Raw genomic sequence first — 23936 nt, forward strand, 5'->3', positions numbered from 1 at the left:
AGGAAAGCAAAATGAACGACTTCCTGTTTGCCGATTTTCTCGAGGACCAGGCCACGTATGCGGCGCTGCAAGCGTACTGGCAGGCGCGCCTGGCCTTCCTCGACGGCCAATGCACGCCGTATCTGCGCACCGCGTTCGCCAATGGCCAGCCGTTTTATGACGGCAATCCCATCGTCAACATGGCGGACCGGCACGCGGGCAAGGCGGCCCGCATCGTGCAGCAATGCCCGCGTGAATGCGGCCACGGCTACACGAGTTTCGAACAGGCCATCGAGCTGGCCGGCGACGACGGGCACCGCCCGGCACGGGAAAAAATCATCGTGCTGACCCTGACGCAGGAGACGGCGCAGAGGGCCGAGGCGGAATTGCGCGCCTGGTTCGCGCCTGCGTAAGGCTGCGCGCTACCAGAGGTAGGCCACGCGCACGCCGACATTGCGCTGTTCGCCGTAATTGCAGGCCCGCGCCGAGAAACACGAGGCGACATGGTATTTGTCGAACAGGTTCTTCACCGTCATGCTCACGCTCAAGCCGCGCCAGTCGCTGCGCGCCTGCCCCAAGTCATAGCGCAGCGACAGGTCGGCCAGGGTGAACGCCGGCACCTGGAAGGTGTTCTCCGCATCGCCCCAGCTGGCGCCCACGTGGCGCACGCCGGCGCCGGCCGACAGGCCGCGCAAGCCGCCAACGAAGGCGTAGTCGGCCCACGCGGAAGCCATCTGCCGGGGCACTTCATACGGCGACTTGCCCTGCACGTTCGTGCCCCACATGTCCGGATTCGCCCTCGTCACCTTCAGGGGATTGTAGGTGAGGGACGCCAGCAGTTTCAGCTGGCTGCCCGGCTGCGCCGCCACTTCCAGTTCGATGCCGCGCGAGCGCACCTCCCCCTGCTGGATGGAGAAATTCGGGTCGTCCGGGTCCGTCGTCAGCACGTTCTGGCGGCGCAGTTCGAATGCGGCGGCCGTCACGGACAGATGCGCGCCAGGCGCATATTTCACGCCGACTTCCACTTGCCGGGCCGTTTCCGGCTCGAACGGACGCTCAAGGCGGTCGGCGCCGGAGACGGGCGAGAACGATTCGCTGTAGCTGGCGTAAGGCGCCAGGCCGTTCGCCGCCAGGTAAGTGATGCCGGCGCGGCCCGTGAATGCCGTGGGTTTGCGCACCGTCGTGGCCGACGGCGATACCAGCAGATTGCGCTGTTCCTGGCGCGTCCAGTCCTGGCGCCCGCCCACGGTGAAGACCCATTGACGATACTGCATGCGGTCTTGCAGGTACGCACCCAGCTGCCGGTTATGCTCGCGGCGCAGGGCATCGGGCGCCAGCGCCGCCAGGTCCAGCGCGCCGCCGTAGACGGGGCGGTAGATATCGATCTGCGGACCGTCGGCGATATACGAGCTGAACGAAGTACTGCTGCGGCTGTAATCGATGCCGGCAACCACCTCATGGCGCAGCGCGCCCGTCGCCACCTGACCCGTCACGCTGGTGTCGAGCGAGTACACGCTGCCCTTGCCGTCGCGCGTATCGATCTCGCGGTTGGTGACCGCATGGTCGATTAAGTTGCCGTAACGAAACATATACTGTTCATGGTTATTCGCGTGCAGGAAGCGGAAGTTCTGCCGGAGCGTCCACCCGCTGTCGAACGTGTGGCGCGCCGCGTAGCCCGCCGACGCGACGCGCGTTTCCTCGTGGTCGAAGCCGGGCTCGCCCAGGAATCGCGTCAGCGGCAGGCGGCCGTTGGGATTGCTGCCGTTCAAGGCTTCCCACTGCACGTTCGACGATTGCATGGCGCGATTCTGCTGGAAAAAGCCCAATAAGGTGATGCTGGTGCGGGCGCTCGGCGCCCACGTCAGGCTGGGCGCCAGATAGTAGCGATCGTCCTGCATGTAGTCGATCTGTTGGTCCGCCTGGCGCGCCAGCCCCACCAGCCGGTATTGCAGGCTGCCGTCGTCGGCCAGCTTACCGCCCACGTCGAGGGCCAACTGCTTGCGCGCATAGCTGCCGAGCGACAGTTCGACCTGGTTCACCTGGTCCGCCGCGGGGCGCTTGGCGACGAAATTGACGATGCCGCCCGGCGCATTCTGGCCGTACAACACGGACGAAGGCCCCTTCAGCACTTCCACGCGCTCGGCGCCGTACGGCTCCACGCCGAAAAAGCCCAGCGTCCCCATCGGCATCAGGCGCATGCCGTCCAGGTAGAACGCGCCCGAAAACTGGCTGAAGCCCCGCACCGACAGGCTGTCGTCGGCAGGATTGGCGCCTGCCGTGTTGCTGCGCAAGCCGGCCGTGTACTGGATGGCGTCGTTCAGGGTGCGCACGCCCTGGTCATCCATGCGGTCGCGCGTGATGACGGAGACCGATTGCGGCACTTCCAGCAGGGAAGCATCGGTCTTGGTGGCCGTGCTGGCCCGCCGCGCCACATAGCCGCTGGCCTTGCCCCACGGGTTTTCCTCTTCCGCCTGCGCGCTGACGGTCACGGGCGCCATCATCTGCACGCCATCCGCCGCCGCGCCGGCAGCGGACGTGGTGGCGGCACGCAGCGCATAGCCGCCGCCGGCCGTGCGCACGGCAGCGAGCCCGGTGCCGGCCAGCGCCCGCGCCAGCGCGTCGTCCACCGTGTAGCTGCCAGTGACGCCGCCGCTGCGCAGCCCTTCCGTCGCGGCCGAGCCAAAGGCGATCAGCAAGCCCGCTTCACGTCCCAGGCGGTTCAATGTCGCTTCCAGCGGCCCGGCCGGGATGGCGTAATGGCGCAAGGACTCGGGCTGTCCGGCCGTTTGCGCCTGCGCCGGCGCGCCGGCCAGGCTGGCCAGTGCGCCCAGGCACAGGGCGTGCACCAGGCGGGCCAGCGGTGTCATGGCCAGCAAGCGCGTGGATGGGGGGAATGTGCTGCGGTTGTTCATGGCATGCCTTCGTATCATGGGATGGGTGGAACGGGCCAATACCTGCGCCCTCACTTCCCTTGACAAGGCAGCGTGCAAAAACAGTCCATGTATTTTCAGTTTATTTTTTCGCCGCGCGCGGCCGCACGGTGACCCAGTAGCGCGTCAGGTAATGCAGCTCGACGGGCAAGGCTTCCACCAGCGCCAATAGCACCCTGTCGGTATCGGCCAGCGGATAGGCGCCCGACACCAGCATGTGCGCGAGCGCAGGATCGCATCCCAGGTGGCCGCGCCGGTGGCGCGACAACTCCAGCAGGAAATCGTCCAGGCGCATGTGCGCGGCGACCAGCATGCCGTCGACCCAGGCGCCGGCGCCGGCATCGAGCGCATGCGCCGCGCCCACGCCGTCGCGCGTAAAACTGGCCTCCTCGCCCGCCCGCAGCACGCGTGGCTGGCCGTCGGCTGCCGCAGGCCGCAGCTCGACGGCCCCCTCCAGCACGCCCACCTGCACGAAGCCCGCGTGCTGGCGCACGATGAATCGCGTGCCCAGCGCGCGCGCCGTGCCGTCGGCCGTATGCACGCGGAAGGGCCGCTGCTGCGCATCGGGCGCCGTCTGCAGCAGCACCTCGCCGCGCAGCAGCTGCACCGCGCGCTCGCTGGCGTCATAGCGCAGCTGGATGGCGCTATCGGTATTGAGCACCAGCGTGCCGCCGTCCGGCAGGCGCACCGTGCGCCGCTCGCCCGTGGCCGTGCTGGCATCGGCGTTCCACGACTGCCACGCCGGTGTCTGGCGCAGCATGGCGGCGCTGCCGCCCGCGACCACCAGCGCCGTGAGCAGGCGCACCGCGCGGCGCCGCTGGGCGCCTGCGGGCGCGGCCAGGGCGGCGCTGGCCAGCGGCGGCGGAATGCCGGCCAGCTGGCCGCTGACCGCTTCGATGCGCTGCCAGGCCCGCTCATGTTCGGCTTCCTCGGCGCGCCAGCGCTGCCATGCCTGCAGCTGTGCGGCAGTGGCGTCGCCGCCCTGCAGCGCCAGCCACCACTGCACGGCCCGCCGCGCCACGGCGGGCGCCACGCTTCCGGCGACAGCCGTTCCGTCCAGGGCGAGGCTTGCCTCTTCATCCATCGTGCTGCTCCGGGAAAAAGCAGCGCAGGGCCGCCCTGGCCAGATGGCGCTTGACGGTGGACAGGGAAATGCCCAGTTCGGCGGCGACCTCCTGCTGCCCCAGGCCGTCGAGCTGCACCAGCAAAAAGGCTTGCCGGGCCTGCGCCGGCAGCCCGGCCAGGCGCCGGTCCAGCTCCACCAGCCGTTCGAGGAACATCAGGCGCACTTCGGGCGGCGGCGCCACCGGCTCCGGCATCAGGGCAAGGGCGTCGAGGTAGGCTTGCTCGATGGCGCGCCGGCGCACATGGTTGATCAGCAGGTTGCGGGCGATCGTCGTCAGGTAGGCGCGCGGCTCCTGCACGCCCTGCATGCCCTGTGGCGCGAGCACGCGCAGGAAGGTGGCCTGCGCCAGGTCGGCCGCGTCGAAGGCGTTGCCCACCTTGCGCTGCAGCCAGCCGCGCAGCCAGCCATGGTGCTGGCGATACAGAATGGCGATGTCATCGAAATCATGCAGGGAGACGTGGTCGGCGGACATGGAGCGGCGGGTCTGGCGGGCAGCACAAACTTAATGAGAATTATTCTCAATTATAGGCAGAAGTGGGCATCTCGACAAGATCCGTGCCGACGATACCCGGCCCTGACACTGGCTTCCGACGTAACAGCCGGTTCCGGTCTTGCGGTCCGCAGCACCGATATCTCTCGCTTGCCGGGCCGCCAAAGTACGACGGGAGGAAGCCCGCAACTTGCGCTACGCCGCAATCGAATGCGACACGCTCAGCCACTCGCCCGGCTGCAAATTCGCCGCCGCCTCGCGCGTGGCCAGCACGCTGTCCGGGTCCAGATCGGAGCGTTTCAGCTTGTAGGAATAGGCGAAATCATCGGCATCGAATGCCTGCCCCGCCTTCACGTAATACTTGAAGCCGACGAACGCGTCGGGATTGGTGACGACTGTGTATTCAAGCGTGACGCTGTTCATGGCGGGCCTCGTCGACAACGGTGAAGTGTCTATTATGCGTCAATTCCGGCGGCAGCGATGCGACGGCCAATCCTTGCGGCAAGTCAATAACCCTGCCGCCTGCCGGCGCTACAGTAGCCTGTGCCAACCAGCACGCCATCGCTGCCATTACGACCATTACTGCCATTACTGCCATGCGCACCTTGCTCACGAAGATCAGGAACACGCTGTCGCCGCAGGCGAGCCTGCCGGCGGCGGCGCGCATGGAGCGGCTGTCGGACCGGCGCGGCCTGCCCGCCTTCGACCCCGGCCCGCAAGCCGTCGTCAAGGCCTGCACGGCCTGGCTATGCGCGGCGCAGGACCATTCCAGCTCAAACGACGGCGGCGTCGCGCGCGACTACAGCCTGGTCACAGGGTGGTCGAGCTCCTACCCGGAGACCACCGGCTACATCATCCCCACCCTCATCGTCCTGGCGCAGCGCACGGGCGACGAGGGTGGGGATGAGGCGCTGCACCGGCGCGCGCGGCGCATGCTCGACTGGTGCCTGGCCATCCAGTTCCCGCAAGGCGGTTACCAGGGCGGGAAGATCGATTCGACGCCGCGCGTGCCCGTCACTTTCAATACGGGCCAGATCCTGCTCGGCCTGGCCGCCGGCGTGGCGGCGTACGGCGCGGCCTACGCAGACGCCATGCATCGCGCGGCAAGCTGGCTGCGCGACAGCCAGGATGCGGACGGCTGCTGGCGCCGCCATCCGACGCCGTTCGCCAGCGCCGGCGACAAGGCTTACGAAACGCATGTGGCGTGGGGCCTGTTCGAAGCGGACCGCGTCGCGCCAGGCCACGGCTATGGCGCGGCCGGCTTGCGCCAGGTCGACTGGGCGCTGACAAAACAGCGTCCCAATGGCTGGTTCGCGGCGAACTGCCTGGACAACCCGCTCCTGCCCCTGACCCATACCATCGGCTACGCCTTGCGCGGCCTGCTCGAAGCGCACCGCTTTTCGGCCCGCGCCGACCTGCTGGACGCCGCCGCGCGCACGGGAGCGAGCGTCGCCAGGGCCGTGGCGGCCGACGGCTACCTGCCCGGCCGCCTCGGTCCGGACTTCCAGCCGGGAGCGAACTACGCCTGCCTCACGGGTTCGGCGCAAAACGCGCATTGTCTGTTCCTGCTGTATCGGCTCACGGGTGAGCGGCCCTACCTCGACGCGGGGCGCCGCCTGAACCGCTACGTGCGGCGCGCGGTCAGCATCGACGGTCCCGCGCACGCGCGCGGCGGCGTCAAGGGCTCGTTTCCCGTCGATGGCGACTACGGCACCTGGGCTTACCTGAACTGGGCCGCCAAGTTCTGCATCGATGCCAACCTGCTGGAAGTGGAAATAGAGCGGGAAACAGGCGATGCTTGAACAGGCGAAACGCGCCGCCAGGGGCGCGCTGGAAGCATGGCGCCGCGCCGCCGGCGCCCGGCATGTGCGCCAGAATGCCCCCCACGTGACGCGCCCGGAGTTGGCCGCCGGTCTGGCACGGCTGGGCGTGGCGCCAGGCGATACGCTGTTCGTGCATTCCTCGCTGAAAAGCCTGGGCTATGTGGAAGGCGGCGCGCCAGCCGTGATAGGCGCCCTGCAGGACGCCGTCGGCCCGCAAGGCGCCCTGCTGCTGCCAGCCTACTATCTGCCGGGAGGCACCGTGCGCGCCGCCTGCGCCATGCCGGACTATGTATTCGACCCGCGCCGCCACGGCACGCACATGGGACGCCTGCCGGAAGCCTTCCTTGCCAGCCCCGGTGTCCGGCGCAGCATCCACCCGACGCACTCCGTGTCCGCGTGGGGCCGCCATGCCGCCGACCTCACCGAAGCGCATCACCGCGCGCCCTCGATCTTCGGCGTGGATTCGCCCTGGCAGCGCTTCATCGGCTGCGATCACGCGAAAGTGCTGGGCCTGGGCATTTCCATGGGACCGGTCACGTTCTATCACGCGCTGGAAGACGCCATGGGCGAGGCCTTTCCCGTACCCGTGTGGGAAAACGAGGCAAGGCTGCTGGCTTGCCTGGACCATGCCGGCCGACGCTGGGACGTGCCCGTGCGCCCTTTCGATCCGGCAGTCGCACGGCGCCGCATCGACCATCCCGGCCGGGAGGATCTGCGCGCGTACTTTCAGCGGGAATTCGATGCCGCCGGCCTGCGCGTCAACGGGCAAGTGGGCGACGCGGCGTCGTGGTGCATACCCGCGCAGGCGTTTTATGACCACCTGCGCCAACTGGCGTCCGAGCACGTAACGATCTACGCGAGCGCGGCGCAACTGGCGGCGCGGCCCGTATCGCAGCCATCGTTTCATGCGCGCGCATAAAAAAAACGCCCGGTGCGATCCGGGCGGTTTTCCTTGGACTGGCTATGACATCAAGCCTGCGAACTGCCCGCTTTCTTCTCGCGCGCCACGATATACAGCAGCACGATGATGAGCGCATACGGCAGCAGGGACAGCGCATCCGAATGCAGGCCCGCGTAGAACGGGTTGCCGTGCTCGGCCCAGTCGGCCATCATCTGGTCGAAGTGCGTCAGCACGCCGGCCGTGATCGCGATGATGATGCCGGCCAGCGCACCGCCGGCGATGTAGCCGGACGCCAGCAGCACGCCCGAGCTGCGGTCGCCCGCCAGCTGGCGCTCTTCTTCATTGAGCTTGGCGTTGTGTTCCAGCTTGTTGTTGCGGCGGTCCGCCAGCCAGCGCACCAGGCCGCCGACGAAGATCGGCAAGGTGGACGACAGGGGCAAATACACGCCCACGGAGAACGCCAGCGACGGGATGCCAGCCATTTCCAGCACCACGGCGATCATCACGCCGAACAGCACCAGGGTCCACGGCAGCTGCTGGTCGAGGATGCCCTTGATGATGTAGGACATCAGCACGGCCTTCGGCGCATCGTATTTCTTCACTTCCGAACCGTCGGGACGCTTGCTGTAATGGCCATTGATGCCCGGATCGACCAGGTAAGCCAGCTGGCCATCTTCCTTCACAAAATACTTGCCGGCCGGGCCGCCCACGGTATCCGTCTTTTGCCAGACTTTATACGTGTTGTGGTCCGTCTCGGCTTGCGGGCCATGCAGTTCGCCCGTCACCGTCAGCTTCGACGCATCGACCGTCAGGCCGGGCGCCACTTGCGCGGCCGGCACGTAGACGGTGCTCGCCTCGTTCAGTTTCAGCAGAATCGGACCGAGGATCAGGGCGGACGACAAGGCGCCCGCCAGGATCGCATACTGCTGCAGGCGCGGCGTGGCGCCCACCAGGTAGCCCGTTTTCAAGTCTTGCGACGTGGTGCCCGCATTGCTGGCGGCGATGCAGACGATAGCGCCCACCGACAGGGCCGTCACATAGTAACGTCCGCCCGTCCAGCCCATGATGAGGAAGATCAGGCAAGTGAACAGCAAGGTGGCCACGGCCATGCCGGAGATCGGGTTCGACGACGAGCCGATTTCGCCCGTCAGGCGCGACGACACGGTGGCGAACAGGAAGCCGAAGACGAGGATCAGCAGCGCGCCGAGGAAATTCATGTGCAGCGGCGTGGCAAAGGTGATCACGGCGATGATGGACAGGCAACCGATGACGACCCATTTCAGGGGGATGTCCTGGTCCGTGCGCAGGGTGGAGTCGCTCTTGACGCCCTTGCCGATGCCTTTCAGGCCGGCCGACAGGCTGCGCCAGATCATGGGCATGGCGCGCACCAGGGAAATCAGGCCGCCGGCGGCCACGGCGCCCGCGCCGATGTACAGCACGTAGGCGCTGCGCACGTCGTCGGCGCCCATTTCGCTGATCAACTTGGTGCCCGGCGAAAGCACGGTGGTCAGGCTGTCGCCGAAGAACTTGATCATCGGGATCAAGAGCAGGTACGACAGCACGCCGCCGGCCGCCATGGTGGCGGCGATGCGCGGGCCGATGATGTAGCCCACGCCCAGCAATTCAGGCGAGATTTCGGCGCCGATGGAGCCGCCCTTGAGCGGCGCGGCAAATTCCACGCCCGGCGTATCCTTCCAGCCCTTGAACGAGATATTGAACACTTTATACAGCAAGCCGACGGCAAAACCGCCGAAGATGATCTTCGCGCGGCGCTTGGCGTCCAGCGCGGCAGCCGAATCCTTCTCGATGCTTTCGCCCGCAGCGATGCGCGATTCTTCCGTGGCGGCCGCCTTGAGCACTTCGGCGCACGCCGTGCCTTCGGGGAATTTGAGTTCCTTGTGCTGGTCGACGATCATGGTGCGGCGCATGGGGATCATCATCAGGATGCCCAGCAGGCCGCCGAGGACGCCGACCAGCATGACACGCGAGATTTCCAGGTCGAAGCCGAGGATCAGGATGGCGGGCATGGTCACGCCCAGGCCGAAGGCCAGCGATTCGCCGGCCGAACCGGCCGTTTGCGTGATGCTGTTTTCCAGGATCGACGAATCCTTGCCGCCCACCTTCTTGGCCAGGCCGAACAGGGTGATGGCGATCACGGCGACGGGAATCGAGGCGCTGACGGTCAGGCCCACTTTCAGCACCAGGTAGAGCGAGGAAGCGCCGAAGACCATCCCCAGGATGACGCCCATGAACAGGGCGCGGAAGGTCATCTCGGGCAGCTTCGCATCGGCCGGGATGTAGGGCCTCACGACGCTCGGTGTTGCATCTTTTGCCATGGATATTTCCTTAATTTTTAAAAATAAACAGCCCGGATTGACGCCCGGGCTATTTTCTTGAAGCCGAGACTATCGCACAGCCGCGTTTCGATGAAAAGGTTTTTTGCTCCCGGTCCCCGAGGCCAGCCCGCCGCCCTGCCCGCGCGGGAAGCGCCGGCGCATTGGTCTATAATCGCTGCCACCGTGCCTTGCACGCTCACGTGAGACTGCCTTGACTGCCAAACGAACCGGATTCCCCTGGCCTTCCCGCCGCGCCACCGTGCGCGGTTTCATCATCGCCGGCTGCGCCGCGCTGGCCGCCGCCCTGCTGCTGGCCGCCTACCTGTTCCTGTATGTGCGCCCGCGCCTGCCCGAACTGGACGTCATTACGGACTACCAGCCGAAGATCCCGCTGCGCGTCTACACGGCCGACAATGTGCTGATCGGCGAATTCGGCGAAGAGCACCGCGACTTCGTGCCGATTGCGCAAGTGCCGGAAATGATGAAGAAGGCCCTGCTGGCCATCGAGGATGGCCGCTTCTACGAACACCACGGCATCGACTTCGTGCGCGCCGGCGGCGCCGTGCTGTCGAACCTGCGCCACGGCTTCGGCCACGGCGGCGGCTCCACCATCACGATGCAGGTGGCGCGCAACTTCTTCCTGACGCGCGAAAAAGTCGCTTCGCGCAAGCTCAATGAAATCATGCTGGCCCTGAAGATCGAGTCGGCCCTGTCGAAAGACCAGATTCTCGAGCTGTACATGAACCAGATGTACCTGGGCCAGCGCTCGTTCGGCTTCGGCAGCGCGGCGCAGACGTATTTCGGCAAGCCCTTGTCCGAACTGTCGATCGCGGAAATGGCCATGCTGGCGGGCCTGCCGCAAAACCCCTCGCGCCACAACCCGATCAGCAATCCGAAAAAGGCGCACGCGCGCCAGCAACTGGTGTTGAAGCGCATGCGCGACCTCGATTACATCAGCGAAGGCCAGTACCGGCAGGCGCTGGCGCAGCCGCTGCATATCAACAGCCGCGGCAAGCAGGGTTTCGACACGCACGCCGAATACGTGGCCGAACTGGCGCGCCAGGCCGTGTATGCGCAGTACAAGGAAGACAGCTACACCCGGGGCATCAGCGTCTACACGACGATCTTGAAAGCGGACCAGGATGCGGCCTACGCCTCGACGCGCCGCAACGTCATCGCCTACGACCAGCGCCACGGCTACCGCGGCCCGGAAACCTTCATCGACATGCCGGTCGACCCCGAGCAGCGCGACGACGCCATCGATGCTGCACTGCAAAAACGCCCGGACAGCGACGGCCTGATCGCCGCCGTCGTCACGGAGGTCTCTAGCGGCAAGGTGGTGGCCGACATCGGCGACGGCGACGCCAAGGCCATCACGGGCGAAGGCTTGCGCTTTGCCGCCCCCGCCTTGTCCGCCAAGGCGGGCGCCGGCATCAAGCTGCGTCCGGGCGCCGTGATCCGCATCACCCAGGACGCCAAGGGCAACTGGGCCATCACGCAAGTGCCGCTGGTGGCCGCCGCCTTCGTCTCGCTGGACGCGGAAACGGGCGCCTACCACGCCATGGTGGGCGGCTTCGACTACAACCTGCAAAAGTTCAACCACGTGACGCAAGCCTGGCGCCAGCCCGGTTCGGCCATGAAGCCCTTCGTGTATTCGGCGGCGCTGGAAAAAGGCTTTTCGCCGGCCACCCTGATCAACGACGTGCCCCTGGAAATGCAGGCGGGCGGCAAGGTATGGGCGCCGCAGAATGACGACTTCAAGTTCGACGGCCCGATCACCATGCGCTATGCGCTGGCGCAATCGAAGAACGTGGCCTCCGTGCGCATCCTGCGCGCGCTGGGCGTGTCGTACACGCACGACTTCATGGAAAAATTCGGCTTCGACCCGGCCCGCCAGCCCAGCAACCTGACGATGGCGCTGGGCACGGGTTCCGTCACGCCCGTGCAGATGGCGGGCGCCTACGCCCTGTTCGCCAATGGCGGCCACCAGGTGGAACCGTATTTGATCGACCGCATCGTCGACGCCAAGGGCGCGGTGCTGATGCAGACCAAGCCGCCCGCGCCGAACGACGAGAAGACCCTGGCGCTGGACCCGCGCAACGCCTTCGTGATGGACAGCATGCTGCGCGAAGTCACGCGCACCGGCACGGGCGCGACGGCGACGAAAAAACTGGGCCGCAGCGATATCGCCGGCAAGACGGGCACCACCAGCGACGCCGTCGACGGCTGGTTCGCCGGTTATGGCGGCGGCATCGTGGCCGTGGCGTGGATGGGTTATGACGAGCCCAAGTCCCTGGGCGGACGCGAATTCGGTTCCTCGCTGGCCATGCCGATCTGGATCGACTACATGCGCACTGCCCTGTCGACGCGCCCGCAAGTCACGCGCGCCGTGCCGGCGGGCCTGAGCCAGGTCGACGGCGAGTGGCTGTACGACGAATTCATCGACATGAACGGGATCAGGACGCTGGATATGGAGGCGGAGACGCCGACGGATCCGGCGGCAGTGCCGGAGACGGTGCCGGTGGAAACGAACTAGTGAAAAAGCCAGGAGCGATCCTGGCTTTTTTTTTCGGCGGCCTTCTTACGGCGCCTTGACCATGCTCAGGTAGCCGCGCACCGTACTGACGACGCTATCGGCAAAATCGTCGACATTGACCTTCGCGGCGCGGTACTTCCAGCGTTTCACGTACCAGTCCTGGAACAGGGCCAGGCAGTGCGCGGCCAGCAAGGTGGGATCGCCCTGCGGCTTCGGTTCGATTTCCCCGATGGTGGCGGCGATCAGGGTCTGCACGTACAGTTCCGAATTCTTCGCCATGCTGCGCTGCTCCACCTGCAGCACGCGCGAATCCATGAAGACGAAATAAAACCACGGCTGCAGCACTTCGGACAGGTAGATCGACGAGCGTATCATCGCCTCCAGGCGGTCCAGCGGCGACTTCACGTCGGCAAACAGCAAGGGCAAAGCTTGCGTGGCGTGGCGCACCACGTCCTCGATCATTTCGGCCAGTTGATCCTTGCTGGTGATGTAGCCATACAGGCCGCCCATCGACAAGCCGGTCTCGCGGCATAAATCGCGCAAGCTCATGGCGCGGAAACCCACGTCATTGGCCAGGCGGAAGGTGGCGACGAAGATGCGTTCAAGATTTTCCAGCGCCGGCTTGCGGCGTTTGACGCCGATGCGCTCCGCGTGGCGGTCAAGAATATATTCCCAGATGTTTTCGCCATTTAAAGGCGTCATCTGCTGAAACTGTTCAAAATTAAAATGGGTCGACAAGTGCATTCCCAAGTAACGGTGTAGGAGCGATATCCATGCCATGCCGGTACGCGGCATTGCAAGATGGCGGGACGGCTGATGCCGGGCCGATTATAGCTCAGGAAAACAACTATTTGACTTTTCAACTATGCAATGGGCACATAAGCAACGCCAAATTCCCACAGTTATTGCGCTGCATCATGCAATTCAAATGCAATTTAAATCCAGCGGTGCTACATTCAAAAAACCGAGCGCTCGCTATTTTTAATGCATCGAGAATGTACAGGAGTGCACGGTTCATCGCTACAGCATCGACATTTCCACTCATTTCCACTATTAATAATACATAACGGAGACAAAATGAAGACTCGCTTCTGGCAACTGCTTTCCACCCTGCTGTTTTCCCTCGCCATCCTGCCCGGCAGCGCCAGCGCCGCCGGCTACACGCAAACCAAGTACCCGATCGTGCTCGTGCACGGCCTGTTCGGCTTCGACAAGCTCGGTCCCGTCGAATATTTTTATGGCGTCCCCGCCGCCCTGCGCAGCGGCGGCGCGCAAGTGTATGTGACCACCGTGTCGGCCGCCAACAGCACGGAAGTGCGCGGCGAGCAGCTGCTGTCGCAGGTGCGGCAAATCCTCGCCGCCACGGGGGCCGCCAAGGTCAATTTGATCGGCCATAGCCATGGCGGCCCGACGGCCCGCTATGTCGCTTCCGTGCGCCCCGACCTGGTGGCGTCCGTCACCAGCGTGGCCGGCGTCAACAAGGGCTCGAAGGTGGCCGATATCCTCAGCGGCGCCATTCCCAACACCAGCGGCGCGCTGGGCAACGCGCTCGCCTCCCTGATCGGCATTTTGTCGGGCAACAAGGGCTTGCCGCAAAACGCGGGCGCCTCGCTCGCGTCGCTGTCCACGGCCGGGTCGCTGGCCTTCAACAGCCGCCACCCGCAAGGCATCCCGACCAGCGCCTGCGGCGAAGGCGCCTACCAGGTGCAAGGCGTGTACTACTTTTCGTGGAGCGGCGCGCAACCGTACACGAACGTGCTCGACGTGGGCGACCCTGCCCTGGCGGCCATCAGCCTGGCCTTCGGCGGCGTCAAGAACGATGGCCTGGTGAGCAGCTGCTCCAGCCACCTGGGCAAGGTGATCCGCGACGACTACGCCATGAACCACCTCGATGAAGTCAACCAGTTCGTCGGCATCGTCAACCTGTTCGAGACGAACCCCGTCACCGTCTTCCGCCAGCAAGCCAACCGCCTGCAAGGCCTGGGACTGTAAGGAGAAGCGCATGCACGCGAAATGGATCATCGGCGGCAGCCTGGCAGCCCTGGCCCTGTACCTGGTGCTGCGCCCGGGCGAGCCGCCCGCCCCGCCGCAGGAAAAGGCGGAACCGGACCTGTTCGCGTTCGTGCGCTCGATGCAAGGCACGCGGCCCGACGGCGACGTGACGGTGGCCGCCGGCGACAAGCTGGTGGTCGACGCGGAACTGGGCCACCTGTTCGACTACTACCTGGCGGGCCTCGGCGAAAAGCCGCTGGCCGCCATCCGCAGCCAGATCGAGGCGGAGCTGGACAAGCGCCTGGCGCCCGTGCCCGCGCGCGAAGCGAAGCGCCTGCTGGGCGCGTATCTGGCCTACAAGCAGGCGCTGGCCGGCGCGGAACAGGCCTTGCCGGCGCAAGCCGATCCCGCCGTGGCGTCGCGCGCGCGCCTGCAAGCCATGCGCGCCCTGCGCGGCAATTATTTTACGCCGGAGGAAAGCGCGGGCCTGTTCGGCGCCAGCGACGCGTATGACGACGACGCCGTGGCGCGCATGGATATCCTCGGCAACACGACGCTCGATGAAGCCCAGCGCCAGGCGCAGCTGACGGCGCTGGACCAGAAGATGTCGCCCGCCCAGCGCGCCGCGCGCGATGCGCCGCTGCAGGTGGCCAGGCTGGATGAATCGGTCAAGGCCTTGCGGGCACAGGGCGGCGGCGAGAATGAAGTCTACCGCCTGCGCGCCAGCACCTTCACGCCAGCGGCGGCGGCCCGTCTGGCGGAACTGGACCGCGAGGAATCGCAGTGGCAGCAACGCATCATCGCCTACCAGGCGCAAAAACACAGCCTGCCCGGCGGCGCGCAGGATGCGGCGGCCCTGCAGCAGCTGCGCGACGCCAGTTTCACGCCGGACGAGCAGCGCCGGCTGGGCGCCTACGAATAGCCTTCAGCACAGCTGCGCCAGCAACGCTGCCGCCGCCATCACGTCCGTCGTGTCGCGCCCCTGGCTATAGAGCGCATGCACAGGGGCCAGCACGGCGTGCGCGGCGGCGCCGCGGCCTTGCGCCAGCAGCACGGCCGCCAGGCTGGTGGCGCAGCGCAGTTCCCAGCCCGGCGCCTGCTGGCCCCTGGCCAGCTGCAGCGCTTCTTCCAGCTGCGCCCGCACCGCGTCCAGGCCGGCCGCATCGTCGTGCGCCAGCGCCCGCCAGCGGTGGTGCGCGTCGCGGCGCAACACTTCCGGCGCGCTCCACGGCGCCAGGCCCGTGCGTGCGCGCCGCAGCGCCTGGCTATCGGCGGCCGCGTCGTGCAGGGTGGCCATCAAATCGACCTGTATCGGCCAGCTGCACACCGAAGGCCAGGGAAATGGCGTCATCGCCTCGCCCCCGTCGAGCAGGCGCTGGTAGGCGGCGCCCCAGGCGCTCCAGTACAGCAAGCCATAGCGGGCCGCGTGCTCGCACAGCAGGCAAGTCCACGCCTGCGCCAGTTCCCGCCGCCCGCACCACAGGGCGACGGGAATGGCATGGATGGCCAGCGCCACGCACAGCGTGACGCCATTGTGCTCGAAGCCCACCGTCACCGCCTCGCGCGCCAGCGCCAGGGCGTCGTCGGGGCGGCCCTGCATCCACAGGCAGCGCGCCAGCGTGCCGCGCAGGCACACCTGGTGATCGGCCAGCAAGGCATTGTTGAAGCCCAGCTGCGCCGCCCCCCCGGGGTGCGCGAGCACCATGCGCGCCAGCGCCGCCGACTGCGCGTAGCGTCCCTGCACATACTCGCCCACTGAACGCATGCGCGCCAGCACCAGGTGCATCGCCGTGTCGTCGCGCGTTGCGCACAGGACGGCAAGCTCTATGACGTAACTGTCGGCGCGCTGGAAATCGGCCAGCTTCAGGCAGCAGATCCACATGCCGCAAATCGCTTCGGCCCGGCGGCTGCCATCGTCCGTGCGCATGGCCAGCGCATAGCCGCGCTGGAACGAACGCAGCATGGTGCCGGTGATGCCCTGCGTATGCAGCAGCAGGTGCGCCTGCGAGGCATGCAGCTGCATTTCGCTGTCGGGGTCGTCCACCGCATGCGTGGCCATGCGCTCGAGCGCCCGCCCGACGCGCACGCGGTATTCATCCATCAGCGACAGCTGATAGAACAGGGTTTGCGCGGCCAGGGTCAGCGCCACGCCCAGCGCCACGTCGCCCTCCTCGCCGAAAGCCCAGTCGATGGCGGCCCGCAAGTCGTCGACATGGCGGCCGTAGCGCGCGCTCCATTGGGCCGGCGGCATGCTGCCCCAGTCGGCGGCGATGCATGCGGCCAGTCCCAGGCAATGGCGCGCATGGCGCAGCAGCACGGCGCCCGCGCCACCGCCCGCCGACAGCTGCGTGCCAGCATAGGCGCGCGTGGTGTCGAGCAGCCGGTAATACACGTGCTGGCGGCAAAACTCGATGCTGACGAGGGACTTGGCCGCCAGGTCGGCCAGCGTGTCGAACACGTCGCATCCCGCCACGGCGCTGGCCGACTCCAGGCGGAAGCGGCTCCTGAACACGCTCAGCGCCTGCAGCGCCTGGCGCTCGCGCGCGTCGAGCAAGCCGTAGCTCCAGTCCAGCGTGGCGCGCAGGGTCTGGTGGCGCAAGGGCATGTTGCGCGCGCCGCGCGTGAGCAGGCGAAAGCGGTCGTCGAGCTGGCGGCGCAATTCGTGCAGACCGAAATGGCCGATGCGTCCGGCCGCCAGCTCCAGCGCCAGCGGGATGCCGTCGAGGCGCCGGCAGATGTCCACCACCACGGGCACGTCGGCGTCGGCCAGCACGAAGGCATCGTCGACGGCCGCGCAGCGTTCGCAAAACAGCTGCACCGCGGAGAAATGCCGGGCCGCCGCCGCATCGGGCACGGCATCGGCAGGCGGCAATTCCAGCGCGGGCAGGCGCTGCAGCTGTTCGCTGGTGAGGCGCAGCGGCTCGCGGCTGGTGGCCAGCACGTGCAGCAGCGGCGCGCCCTTGAGCAAGGCGTCGGCCAGCGTGGCGGCCGCGCCGATCACGTGCTCGCAGTTATCGAGCACGAGCAGCATGTGGCGCGGGCGCAGGTAGGCCAGCAGGACCGGCATGGCGTCGCCGGCCGGCACAGCCACCCCCAGCGCCGTGGCCAGCGCCAGCGGCACCAGGCGGCCCTCGTCCAGCGGCGACAGGTCGACGAAACACACGCCGTCGGCATAGCGGCGCAGCACGCGCGTGGCCAGGCCGACGGCCAGGGTGGTCTTGCCGATGCCGCCCGGGCCTGCAATGCACAGCAGGCGCAATTGCAGCAGCTGGTTGGCCATCGTTTGCAGCACCTCGGCGCGGCCCAGCATGCGCGTCAGCATGACGGGCAGGTTATGCCGCGGCTCGGCGCCCGCCGCACCGGACGCCGGCCGGCCCGTGTGCGCCAGCGGCGCCAGGAAGCCGTAGCCGCGCCCGGGAATGGTGGTGATGTAGCGCTGGCCGTCGCGGCCATCGCCGAGCGCCTTGCGCAACGCCGCCAGGTGCACGCGCAAGGTCGCGTCGTCGACCACGGCATTGGGCCAGACGATGGCCACCAGTTCATGCTTGTCGACGATGTCGCCGGCGCGCTCCAGCAGTGCCAGCAGCAAGTCCATGGCCCTGCTGCCCAGGCGCAGCGCGCGGTCGCCCTCGAACAACAGGCGTTCTAGCGGCAAAAGGCGAAACGGGCCGAAGACATAGGCCGGGACGGGACTGTTTATCATTCTTGCGTGGGGGTGTAGGTGTTAAAGCACGCGGCTTGCAGTGGCCATATTCTACTGAGCATCCGCGCCATGCCGCATGGCGCCATCTTGCGGCACCGTTACAAGGCCGGCGGACAGCAGCGCGGCCACCTCGGCCGCGGGCGCCGGGCGGTGCAGATAGAAGCCCTGTACCTGCGGGCAGCCCAGCCGCCGCAGCTGCGCCAGCTGTGCACCGTTTTCCACGCCCTCGGCCAGCGCCAGCAAGCCCAGGCCGCGCGCCAGCGCAAGGGTCGAGGCGACGATCACGGCGTCGCTGCCGCAGCTATCCACGTCGCGGATGAAGGAGCGGTCGATCTTGATGGTGTGAATCGGCAGCATCCGGACATGGCTCAAGCCTGAATAACCGGTGCCGTAATCGTCGAGCGAAAGGGCCAGCCCCAACGCGCGCAGGCGGCGCAAGCCCTGCGCCGCCTGCGCCATGTCGTCGATGCGGCAGCTTTCCGTCACTTCCAGCTCCAGCAGACCGGGAGGAATCGCATGGCGCCGCAGGCAATCCAGCACGAAGTCGGGCAACTGCGGCTGGCACAGCTGGCGCGCCGAGACATTCACCGCGACCGGCACCAGAGGCAGGCCCGCCGCGCGCCACTGCGCCAGCTGGCGGCAAGCCGCATCGATGCCCCAGTTGCCCAGCGCTGCGATGGCGTGCGTCTGCTCGGCCAGGCCGATGAATTCGTTCGGGTAGACCAGGCCGTGGCGCGGATGGTCCCAGCGCAGCAACGCTTCCAGGCCGACCAGGCGCAGCTGCGCCGTGTCGAACTTGCCCTGGTAGTGAAAGCGGAATTCGCCGGCGCCGATGGCGCCGTCCAGGCGCGCCAGCAACTCCCGGCTGCGCGCCGACGCCCTCGGCTTGCCGCCCTGCCCCTCCCGCGCCTGGCGCCGCGCCCGCCACAGCACGACGCAGCCGCGCCAGAACCTTGCCAGGCGCGCCACTAGGCCAGCAGGCGCGGCACGGCCGGCGCGCTGCGGCGCGGCAAGGTGTGCGCCGGCCCCTGCTGCAGGCGGAACACGCTGACCACCTGCAGCAGCTTCGCCGCCTCGCCTTCCAGCGATTGCGACGCGGCCGCCGCCTCTTCCACCAGGGCGGCGTTCTGCTGCGTCACTTCATCCATCTGCACGACGGCCTGGCTGACCTGGCCGATGCCCGTGCTTTGCTCGGCGCTGGCGGCCGTGATGTCGGCCACCATCTGGCTCACGCGTCCCACGGCCGCCACCACGTCCCGCATCGTGGCGCCAGCCTGCGCGACGAGGGCCGCGCCCGCGTCCACCTGCTGCGTGGAATTGGCGATCAGGGCGCGGATATCGCGCGCCGCCGCCGCGCTGCGCTGCGCCAGGTTGCGCACTTCCGTCGCCACGACGGCAAAGCCGCGCCCCTGCTCGCCCGCGCGCGCCGCTTCCACGGCCGCGTTCAGGGCCAGGATATTCGTCTGGAACGCCAGCATGTCGATCACGCCGATGATGTCGGCGATCTGCGCCGACGACGCGCTGATGGCGTCCATCGTATGGATCACCTGTCCCACGGCTTGCCCGCCGGCGCCGGCGATGTTCGCCGCCTCGACGGCCAGCACGCTGGCATGGCGGGCATTGTCCGCGTTCTGCTGCACGGTGGAGCTGAGTTCCTCCATGGCCGACGCAGTCTGTTCGAGCGAGCTGGCCTGCTCCTCGGTGCGCGACGACAGATCGATATTGCCGGCCGCGATCTGCGACGACGCCGTGGCGATGGTGTCGGTGCCGCTGCGCACCCGCTGCACGATGTCGAGCAGGTTGCCGTTCATGATGCACAGCGCATCGAGCAGCTTGCCCGTTTCATCGCCCGCGTGGCGGCCGAAGGTCGACGTCAGGTCGCCGGCGGCCACGGTCTGCGCCACCGTCAAGGCATGGCGCAGCGGGTTGACGATGCTGCGCGTGACCAGCCAGGCGGTGACGAGCGAAAACAGCACGGCCAGCGCGCTCAGCGCCAGCATCATGTTGCGCGCCGTCGCGTATTCGTGGCTGACCTGGGCGCCCGCCTCCTCCATCAGGTCATGCTGGAGCGCGATCAGGCTTTCCAGCGCCGCCATGTAGCGCAGCTGGTCGCCGCGCACCGTGCCGAGCAGCAAACTCGTCGCTTCCTCGCGCGCCCCCTGTTCCAGCAGGGCCAGCACCTTGTCGCGCCCGCCGTTGAAGGTGGCGCGCGCCTGCGTCACGGCCGCCATCTGCTGGCGTCCCTGCGGCGACAGCACCACCTTGTCCAGCTGCGCCAGGCCCTTTTCCGTTTCGCCGCCCGCCCTGGCGATGGTGGCCCGTTCCTGCGCCAGCTGCTGCGGCTCCGTCATCAGCAGCAGGTTGCGCGAGGAGCGCGCGATGATGTTGACATTCTTGATGATGTCGTTGGCCAGCACGGTTTTCGGATATTTGTCGTCGATCACATCGCGCATGCGCAGTTCCAGGCTGGACAGGCGCAGCATGCCCAGCACGGCGGTCGCCAGCAGCAGCAAGGTCAACAACGCAAAGGAGCAGCGCAGGCGCGTGCCGATTTTCATATTTGCCATCTTCATTCGCATCCTTCAGTGTGGTGCATCGGTCATTGCGCCGGGCTCGCATGCAAGGCTGACGGCAATGGCTGCCGCCTGCCACGAATGGCTGGACGCAGCAGGCGGAGGGGTCAGCCGGGATGTGGCCGAGGCGGGAACAAGGGTGGTACGGCAGGCAGTGTGAGTTATCTCACAAGCAATGTCGCGTTAAGTTTTGAAAAGATTTGCTTAGATGGCAAAACAGCTATTTTTATAACGCTGTTTTTTTAGTAAGTAGTAACCGCAGTGCGAACCTGTGCGCGCATGTAGAAACGGCCGCGCAAGGCGGCCGTCCGTTAGCGCATGCTGGCGCCGTCAAGCCATCAGAACACTTCCCACTCGTCGTCGCGCGGCGCGCTCTGGCGCTGGGACGGCACGGCGTGCAAGGCCGGACGGCCCGCGGCGGGACGGGAAGCCGGACGCGATGCGGGACGCTTCGGCGCCGCGCTGGCCACCGCGGCGCGCGGGGCGGCAGGCTTTGCGTTCGCGTTTGCGCGCGCGGCAGGCGCCTGGGCGCCATCGAGCTTGAAGACGCTGACCACCTCGGCCAGCTGGCCCGATTGCTCCTGCAGCGATTCGGCCGCGGCGGCCGCCTCTTCCACCAGGGCCGCGTTTTGCTGCGTCACCTGGTCCATCTGGCCGATGGCCTGGTTGATCTGGTCGATGCCCGAGCTTTGCTCCTGCGTGGCCAGGCTGATTTCCGCCATGATGTCCGTCACGCGCTGCACGCTGGAGACGATTTCGGCCATCGTGCTGCCCGCCTCGGCCACCAGCTTGCTGCCCGCGTCGACGGCCACCACGGAGTCGCCGATCAGGGTCTTGATTTCTTTCGCTGCGCCAGCCGATCGTTGGGCCAGATTACGCACTTCCGTCGCCACCACGGCGAAACCGCGTCCCTGCTCGCCCGCGCGCGCCGCCTCCACGGCCGCGTTCAGCGCTAGGATATTCGTCTGGAAGGCGATGCCGTCGATGACGGAAATGATGTCGACGATCTTGCGCGACGAATCATTGATGGCGTCCATGGTCTCGACCACCTTGCCCACCACGGCGCCGCCCTTCACGGCCACGCCCGAGGCGCTCAGCGCCAGCTGGTTGGCTTGCTGGGCATTGTCGGCGTTCTGCCGCACGGTGGACGTCAGCTCTTCCATCGACGACGCCGTCTCTTCCAGCGAGCTGGCTTGCTCTTCCGTGCGCGAAGACAGGTCCAGGTTGCCGCTGGCAATCTGCGACGACGCCGTGGCGATGGTCTCCGTGCCGCTGCGCACCTGGCCGACGATGCTGACCAGGCTGGAATTCATGTCCTTCAGCGCCTGCAGCAGCTGGCCCGTTTCTTCCGTCGTGTGCACCTCGATCTGGCTCGTCAGGTCGCCCGAGGCCACCGTCTGCGCCACTTTCACGGCCGAATTGATCGGCTGCGTGATGGCGCGCGTGATGTAGGCGGCGCAGCCGATGCCCAGTGCGGAGGCCAGCAAGCCGAGGATGACCATCAGGCTTTCCGAGCGGATCACGGCCGCGCTGCCGTCCTTGACGCTGGCATCGGCCACGCCGTTATTGAGCTTGATGATGTCGTTGAGCGTGCCTTCGGCCTTGCCGAACAGCGCGCGCGAATCCTGGTACTGCTTGTAAAAGCCCACGAACAGCTCTTTCTGGCGCGCTTCGTCGCGGTTGTCGGCCAGCTGGCGCAGGATGGCGCGCACCTTGTCGTCGTCCGCCTTCCAGGCCGTCCATTCGCCCTGGAAGCGCTGCCACAGCACGGCTTCCTCTGGCGTTTGCGGCAGCGGTTCGTACAGCTTGCGGCCGGCCTCGATGTTGTTCCAGGCGCGCGTGCGCAGCTGCAGCGCTTCCGCGAACTTGTCCTGTGCCTGATAATTGTTTTCATAGATGGCGGCCGTCAGGGTGGCGGCGGCGACGGCCGTCTGGCCTTCGCTGATCATCATCAAACCCTGAATCGACGGCAGGCGCACGACGCCGATTTCATTGACGGCGCGGCCGACGGTGGCGATGCCCGTGTAACCGCTGATGCCCACCACCAGCAAGGCCGCCATCATCACGGCGACGAGCGTCGCCAACTTCCATTTGATCAGTAAATTCTTAAACATGGCTAGGCCCTTTATATAATCACGATTTTTGCTGGCGAGGTTGAGGCTGGCATGTTCGAGTAAAACAGCTGACACTTGTATAAAGGTGGCGGGGATGGGGCGTACGCTTCGTTACAATTGGCGAGATTTGATAATAGGAGCATAGTGGAAAACGGGGACGCTGACTGCTACATACTTGATACAAATCAATATTTATTTCCTGACTGTGGCGCGCCTTGCACAGTGGCATCGAAAAGCCATCCGATGCCCTGCTTTGGTGCAAAAAATCCCCGCGCGCCGCTATTGGCTACGCAGTTAATAGTCGTATAAGATGGTCAACACGCACACCACAGGCACAGCATGGCTTATCCTATCGAACACAAACTGGTGATCGGGGTCGCTTCCAGCGCCCTGTTCGACCTGGCCGAATCGCACCAGATCTACCTCGACAACGGCCCCGAGGAATACCGCAAGTACCAGGAGACGCATATCGACACGGTCCTGCCGCGCGGCGTGGCCTTCCCCTTCATCCGCCGCTTCCTGAACATCAACAAGCACTACCCGCGCCAGTCGCCCGTGGAAGTGGTGCTGTTTTCGCGCAATTCGCCGGAAACGGGCTTGCGCGTGATGCATTCGATCGCCCACTACGGCCTGGACATTTCGCGTGCCGCCTTCATGACGGGCAAGTCGCCGTATCCCTACCTGCCCGCCTTCAATGCCTCGCTGTTCCTCAGCGCGAATGAAGGCGACGTGCGCAGCGCTCTGGCCTGCGACTATCCGGCCGGCCTGGTGCTGCCGTCGCGCACGGAAGACGACGAAAACGACGAAGAATTGCGCGTGGCCTTCGATTTCGACGGCGTGATCGCCGACGACGAAGCGGAAACCGTCTTCAAGCGCAACAATGACGTCGACGAATTCCACGCCCATGAAACCCTGAACGTGGGCACGCCGCACCGCCCCGGACCGCTGGCCGGCCTGTTCCAGAAGCTGGCCACCATGCAGCGCCTGGAAGAAAGGGCCCAGCGGCGCGACCCCGGCTATAAAAAGATCCTGCGCATCGCCATCATCACGGCGCGCAACGCGCCCTCGCACGAGCGCGTCGTGACGACCCTGAAAAGCTGGGGCGTGGCGGCCGACGAGACATTTTTCCTCGGCGGCATGGACAAATCGCGCGTGCTGGCCGTGTTCAAGCCGCATATCTTCTTCGACGATCAATTGAGCCACCTCAAATCGGCGGGCGGCACCATCCCGATGGTGCATGTCCCGTTCGGCATCGCGAATGTCCGCGCAGGATAAAACCTGCTGCGCGTCGTGCTTTGCGGCCTGCGATGCTCACCGTACTAAAGTACGGTTGCGCTTCTTAGCCACAAATCACTGCCGCTCGCGACGGTTTTCTCAAGCGCGGAGATATAAGTGATGGTCTATAATCTCGCCTGTCAGCGCCGTCACTGGCG

At 66.5% G+C, this 23936-nt stretch carries 17 protein-coding genes; 7 read left to right on the forward strand and 10 right to left on the reverse strand.

Annotation, left to right across the window (positions count from 1 at the left end):
* The first annotated feature begins 11 nt into the window (after positions 1–11).
* Positions 12–392, forward strand: a complete 381-nt coding sequence (locus O3299_RS09410; RefSeq protein WP_305062146.1) for a hypothetical protein — start codon at positions 12–14, stop codon at positions 390–392.
* A gap of 9 nt (positions 393–401) precedes the next feature.
* On the opposite strand, the gene O3299_RS09415 is transcribed toward O3299_RS09410, so the two are convergent.
* The 4 genes from O3299_RS09415 to O3299_RS09430 form a co-directional block, all read right to left on the reverse strand.
* Positions 402–2891 (reverse strand): TonB-dependent siderophore receptor, encoded by a 2490-nt coding sequence (locus tag O3299_RS09415; protein WP_305062147.1) that lies wholly within the window; start codon positions 2889–2891, stop codon positions 402–404.
* A 100-nt stretch (positions 2892–2991) separates the two neighbouring features.
* Entirely contained in the window at positions 2992–3993 is a 1002-nt protein-coding gene (locus O3299_RS09420; RefSeq protein WP_305062148.1) for a FecR domain-containing protein, read from the reverse strand.
* Positions 3986–4507 (reverse strand): sigma-70 family RNA polymerase sigma factor, encoded by a 522-nt coding sequence (locus O3299_RS09425; protein WP_099667559.1) that lies wholly within the window; start codon positions 4505–4507, stop codon positions 3986–3988. The genes O3299_RS09420 and O3299_RS09425 overlap by 8 nt, the downstream gene beginning before the upstream one ends.
* Before the next feature lie 213 nt (positions 4508–4720).
* Entirely contained in the window at positions 4721–4948 is a 228-nt protein-coding gene (locus O3299_RS09430; protein ID WP_077405728.1) for a hypothetical protein, read from the reverse strand.
* A 173-nt stretch (positions 4949–5121) separates the two neighbouring features.
* Here O3299_RS09430 and O3299_RS09435 point away from each other — a divergent pair, with 173 nt between their 5' ends.
* Entirely contained in the window at positions 5122–6327 is a 1206-nt protein-coding gene (locus tag O3299_RS09435; protein WP_305062149.1) for a hypothetical protein, read from the forward strand.
* Positions 6320–7267, forward strand: coding sequence for an AAC(3) family N-acetyltransferase (locus tag O3299_RS09440; protein ID WP_305062150.1), 948 nt, complete (start codon positions 6320–6322; stop codon positions 7265–7267). Before O3299_RS09435 ends, O3299_RS09440 begins: the two co-directional genes overlap by 8 nt.
* Positions 7268–7317: 50 nt before the next feature.
* On the opposite strand, the gene O3299_RS09445 is transcribed toward O3299_RS09440, so the two are convergent.
* Positions 7318–9585 (reverse strand): OPT family oligopeptide transporter, encoded by a 2268-nt coding sequence (locus O3299_RS09445; protein WP_251348345.1) that lies wholly within the window; start codon positions 9583–9585, stop codon positions 7318–7320.
* A gap of 211 nt (positions 9586–9796) precedes the next feature.
* On the opposite strand from O3299_RS09445, the gene O3299_RS09450 reads away from it, so the two are divergent.
* Entirely contained in the window at positions 9797–12121 is a 2325-nt protein-coding gene (locus O3299_RS09450; RefSeq protein ID WP_305062151.1) for a penicillin-binding protein 1A, read from the forward strand.
* Positions 12122–12166: 45 nt separating this feature from the next.
* On the opposite strand, the gene O3299_RS09455 is transcribed toward O3299_RS09450, so the two are convergent.
* Positions 12167–12823, reverse strand: coding sequence for a TetR/AcrR family transcriptional regulator (locus O3299_RS09455; protein ID WP_052140174.1), 657 nt, complete (start codon positions 12821–12823; stop codon positions 12167–12169).
* A gap of 375 nt (positions 12824–13198) precedes the next feature.
* On the opposite strand from O3299_RS09455, the gene O3299_RS09460 reads away from it, so the two are divergent.
* A complete protein-coding gene (locus O3299_RS09460; RefSeq protein ID WP_099667554.1) occupies positions 13199–14113 on the forward strand; it encodes a triacylglycerol lipase in 915 nt (304 codons plus the stop codon).
* Positions 14114–14123: 10 nt separating this feature from the next.
* A complete protein-coding gene (locus tag O3299_RS09465) occupies positions 14124–15035 on the forward strand; it encodes a lipase secretion chaperone (RefSeq protein WP_305062152.1) in 912 nt (303 codons plus the stop codon).
* Between the two features lie 3 nt (positions 15036–15038).
* Here O3299_RS09465 and O3299_RS09470 read toward each other — a convergent pair whose 3' ends face one another.
* The 4 genes from O3299_RS09470 to O3299_RS09485 all read right to left on the reverse strand — a co-directional run bounded on the left by O3299_RS09470 (position 15039) and on the right by O3299_RS09485 (position 22503).
* Positions 15039–17816, reverse strand: a complete 2778-nt coding sequence (locus O3299_RS09470) for a winged helix-turn-helix domain-containing protein (RefSeq protein ID WP_305062153.1) — start codon at positions 17814–17816, stop codon at positions 15039–15041.
* A 51-nt stretch (positions 17817–17867) separates the two neighbouring features.
* Positions 17868–18785 (reverse strand): EAL domain-containing protein, encoded by a 918-nt coding sequence (locus O3299_RS09475; protein WP_305062154.1) that lies wholly within the window; start codon positions 18783–18785, stop codon positions 17868–17870.
* Positions 18785–20383: a methyl-accepting chemotaxis protein gene (locus O3299_RS09480; protein ID WP_305062155.1), complete on the reverse strand. Its 1599-nt coding sequence runs from the start codon at positions 20381–20383 to the stop codon at positions 18785–18787. The genes O3299_RS09475 and O3299_RS09480 overlap by 1 nt, the downstream gene beginning before the upstream one ends.
* Before the next feature lie 344 nt (positions 20384–20727).
* Positions 20728–22503 (reverse strand): methyl-accepting chemotaxis protein, encoded by a 1776-nt coding sequence (locus tag O3299_RS09485; protein ID WP_305062156.1) that lies wholly within the window; start codon positions 22501–22503, stop codon positions 20728–20730.
* Positions 22504–22842: 339 nt separating this feature from the next.
* Between O3299_RS09485 and O3299_RS09490 the strand changes: the two genes are divergently transcribed.
* Entirely contained in the window at positions 22843–23778 is a 936-nt protein-coding gene (locus O3299_RS09490; protein ID WP_077405756.1) for a 5'-nucleotidase, read from the forward strand.
* Positions 23779–23936 lie beyond the last annotated feature (158 nt).

It is taken from the genome of Janthinobacterium sp. SUN176, from assembly GCF_030587335.1.
GTDB classification, from domain to species: Bacteria; Pseudomonadota; Gammaproteobacteria; order Burkholderiales; family Burkholderiaceae_D; genus Janthinobacterium; species Janthinobacterium kumbetense.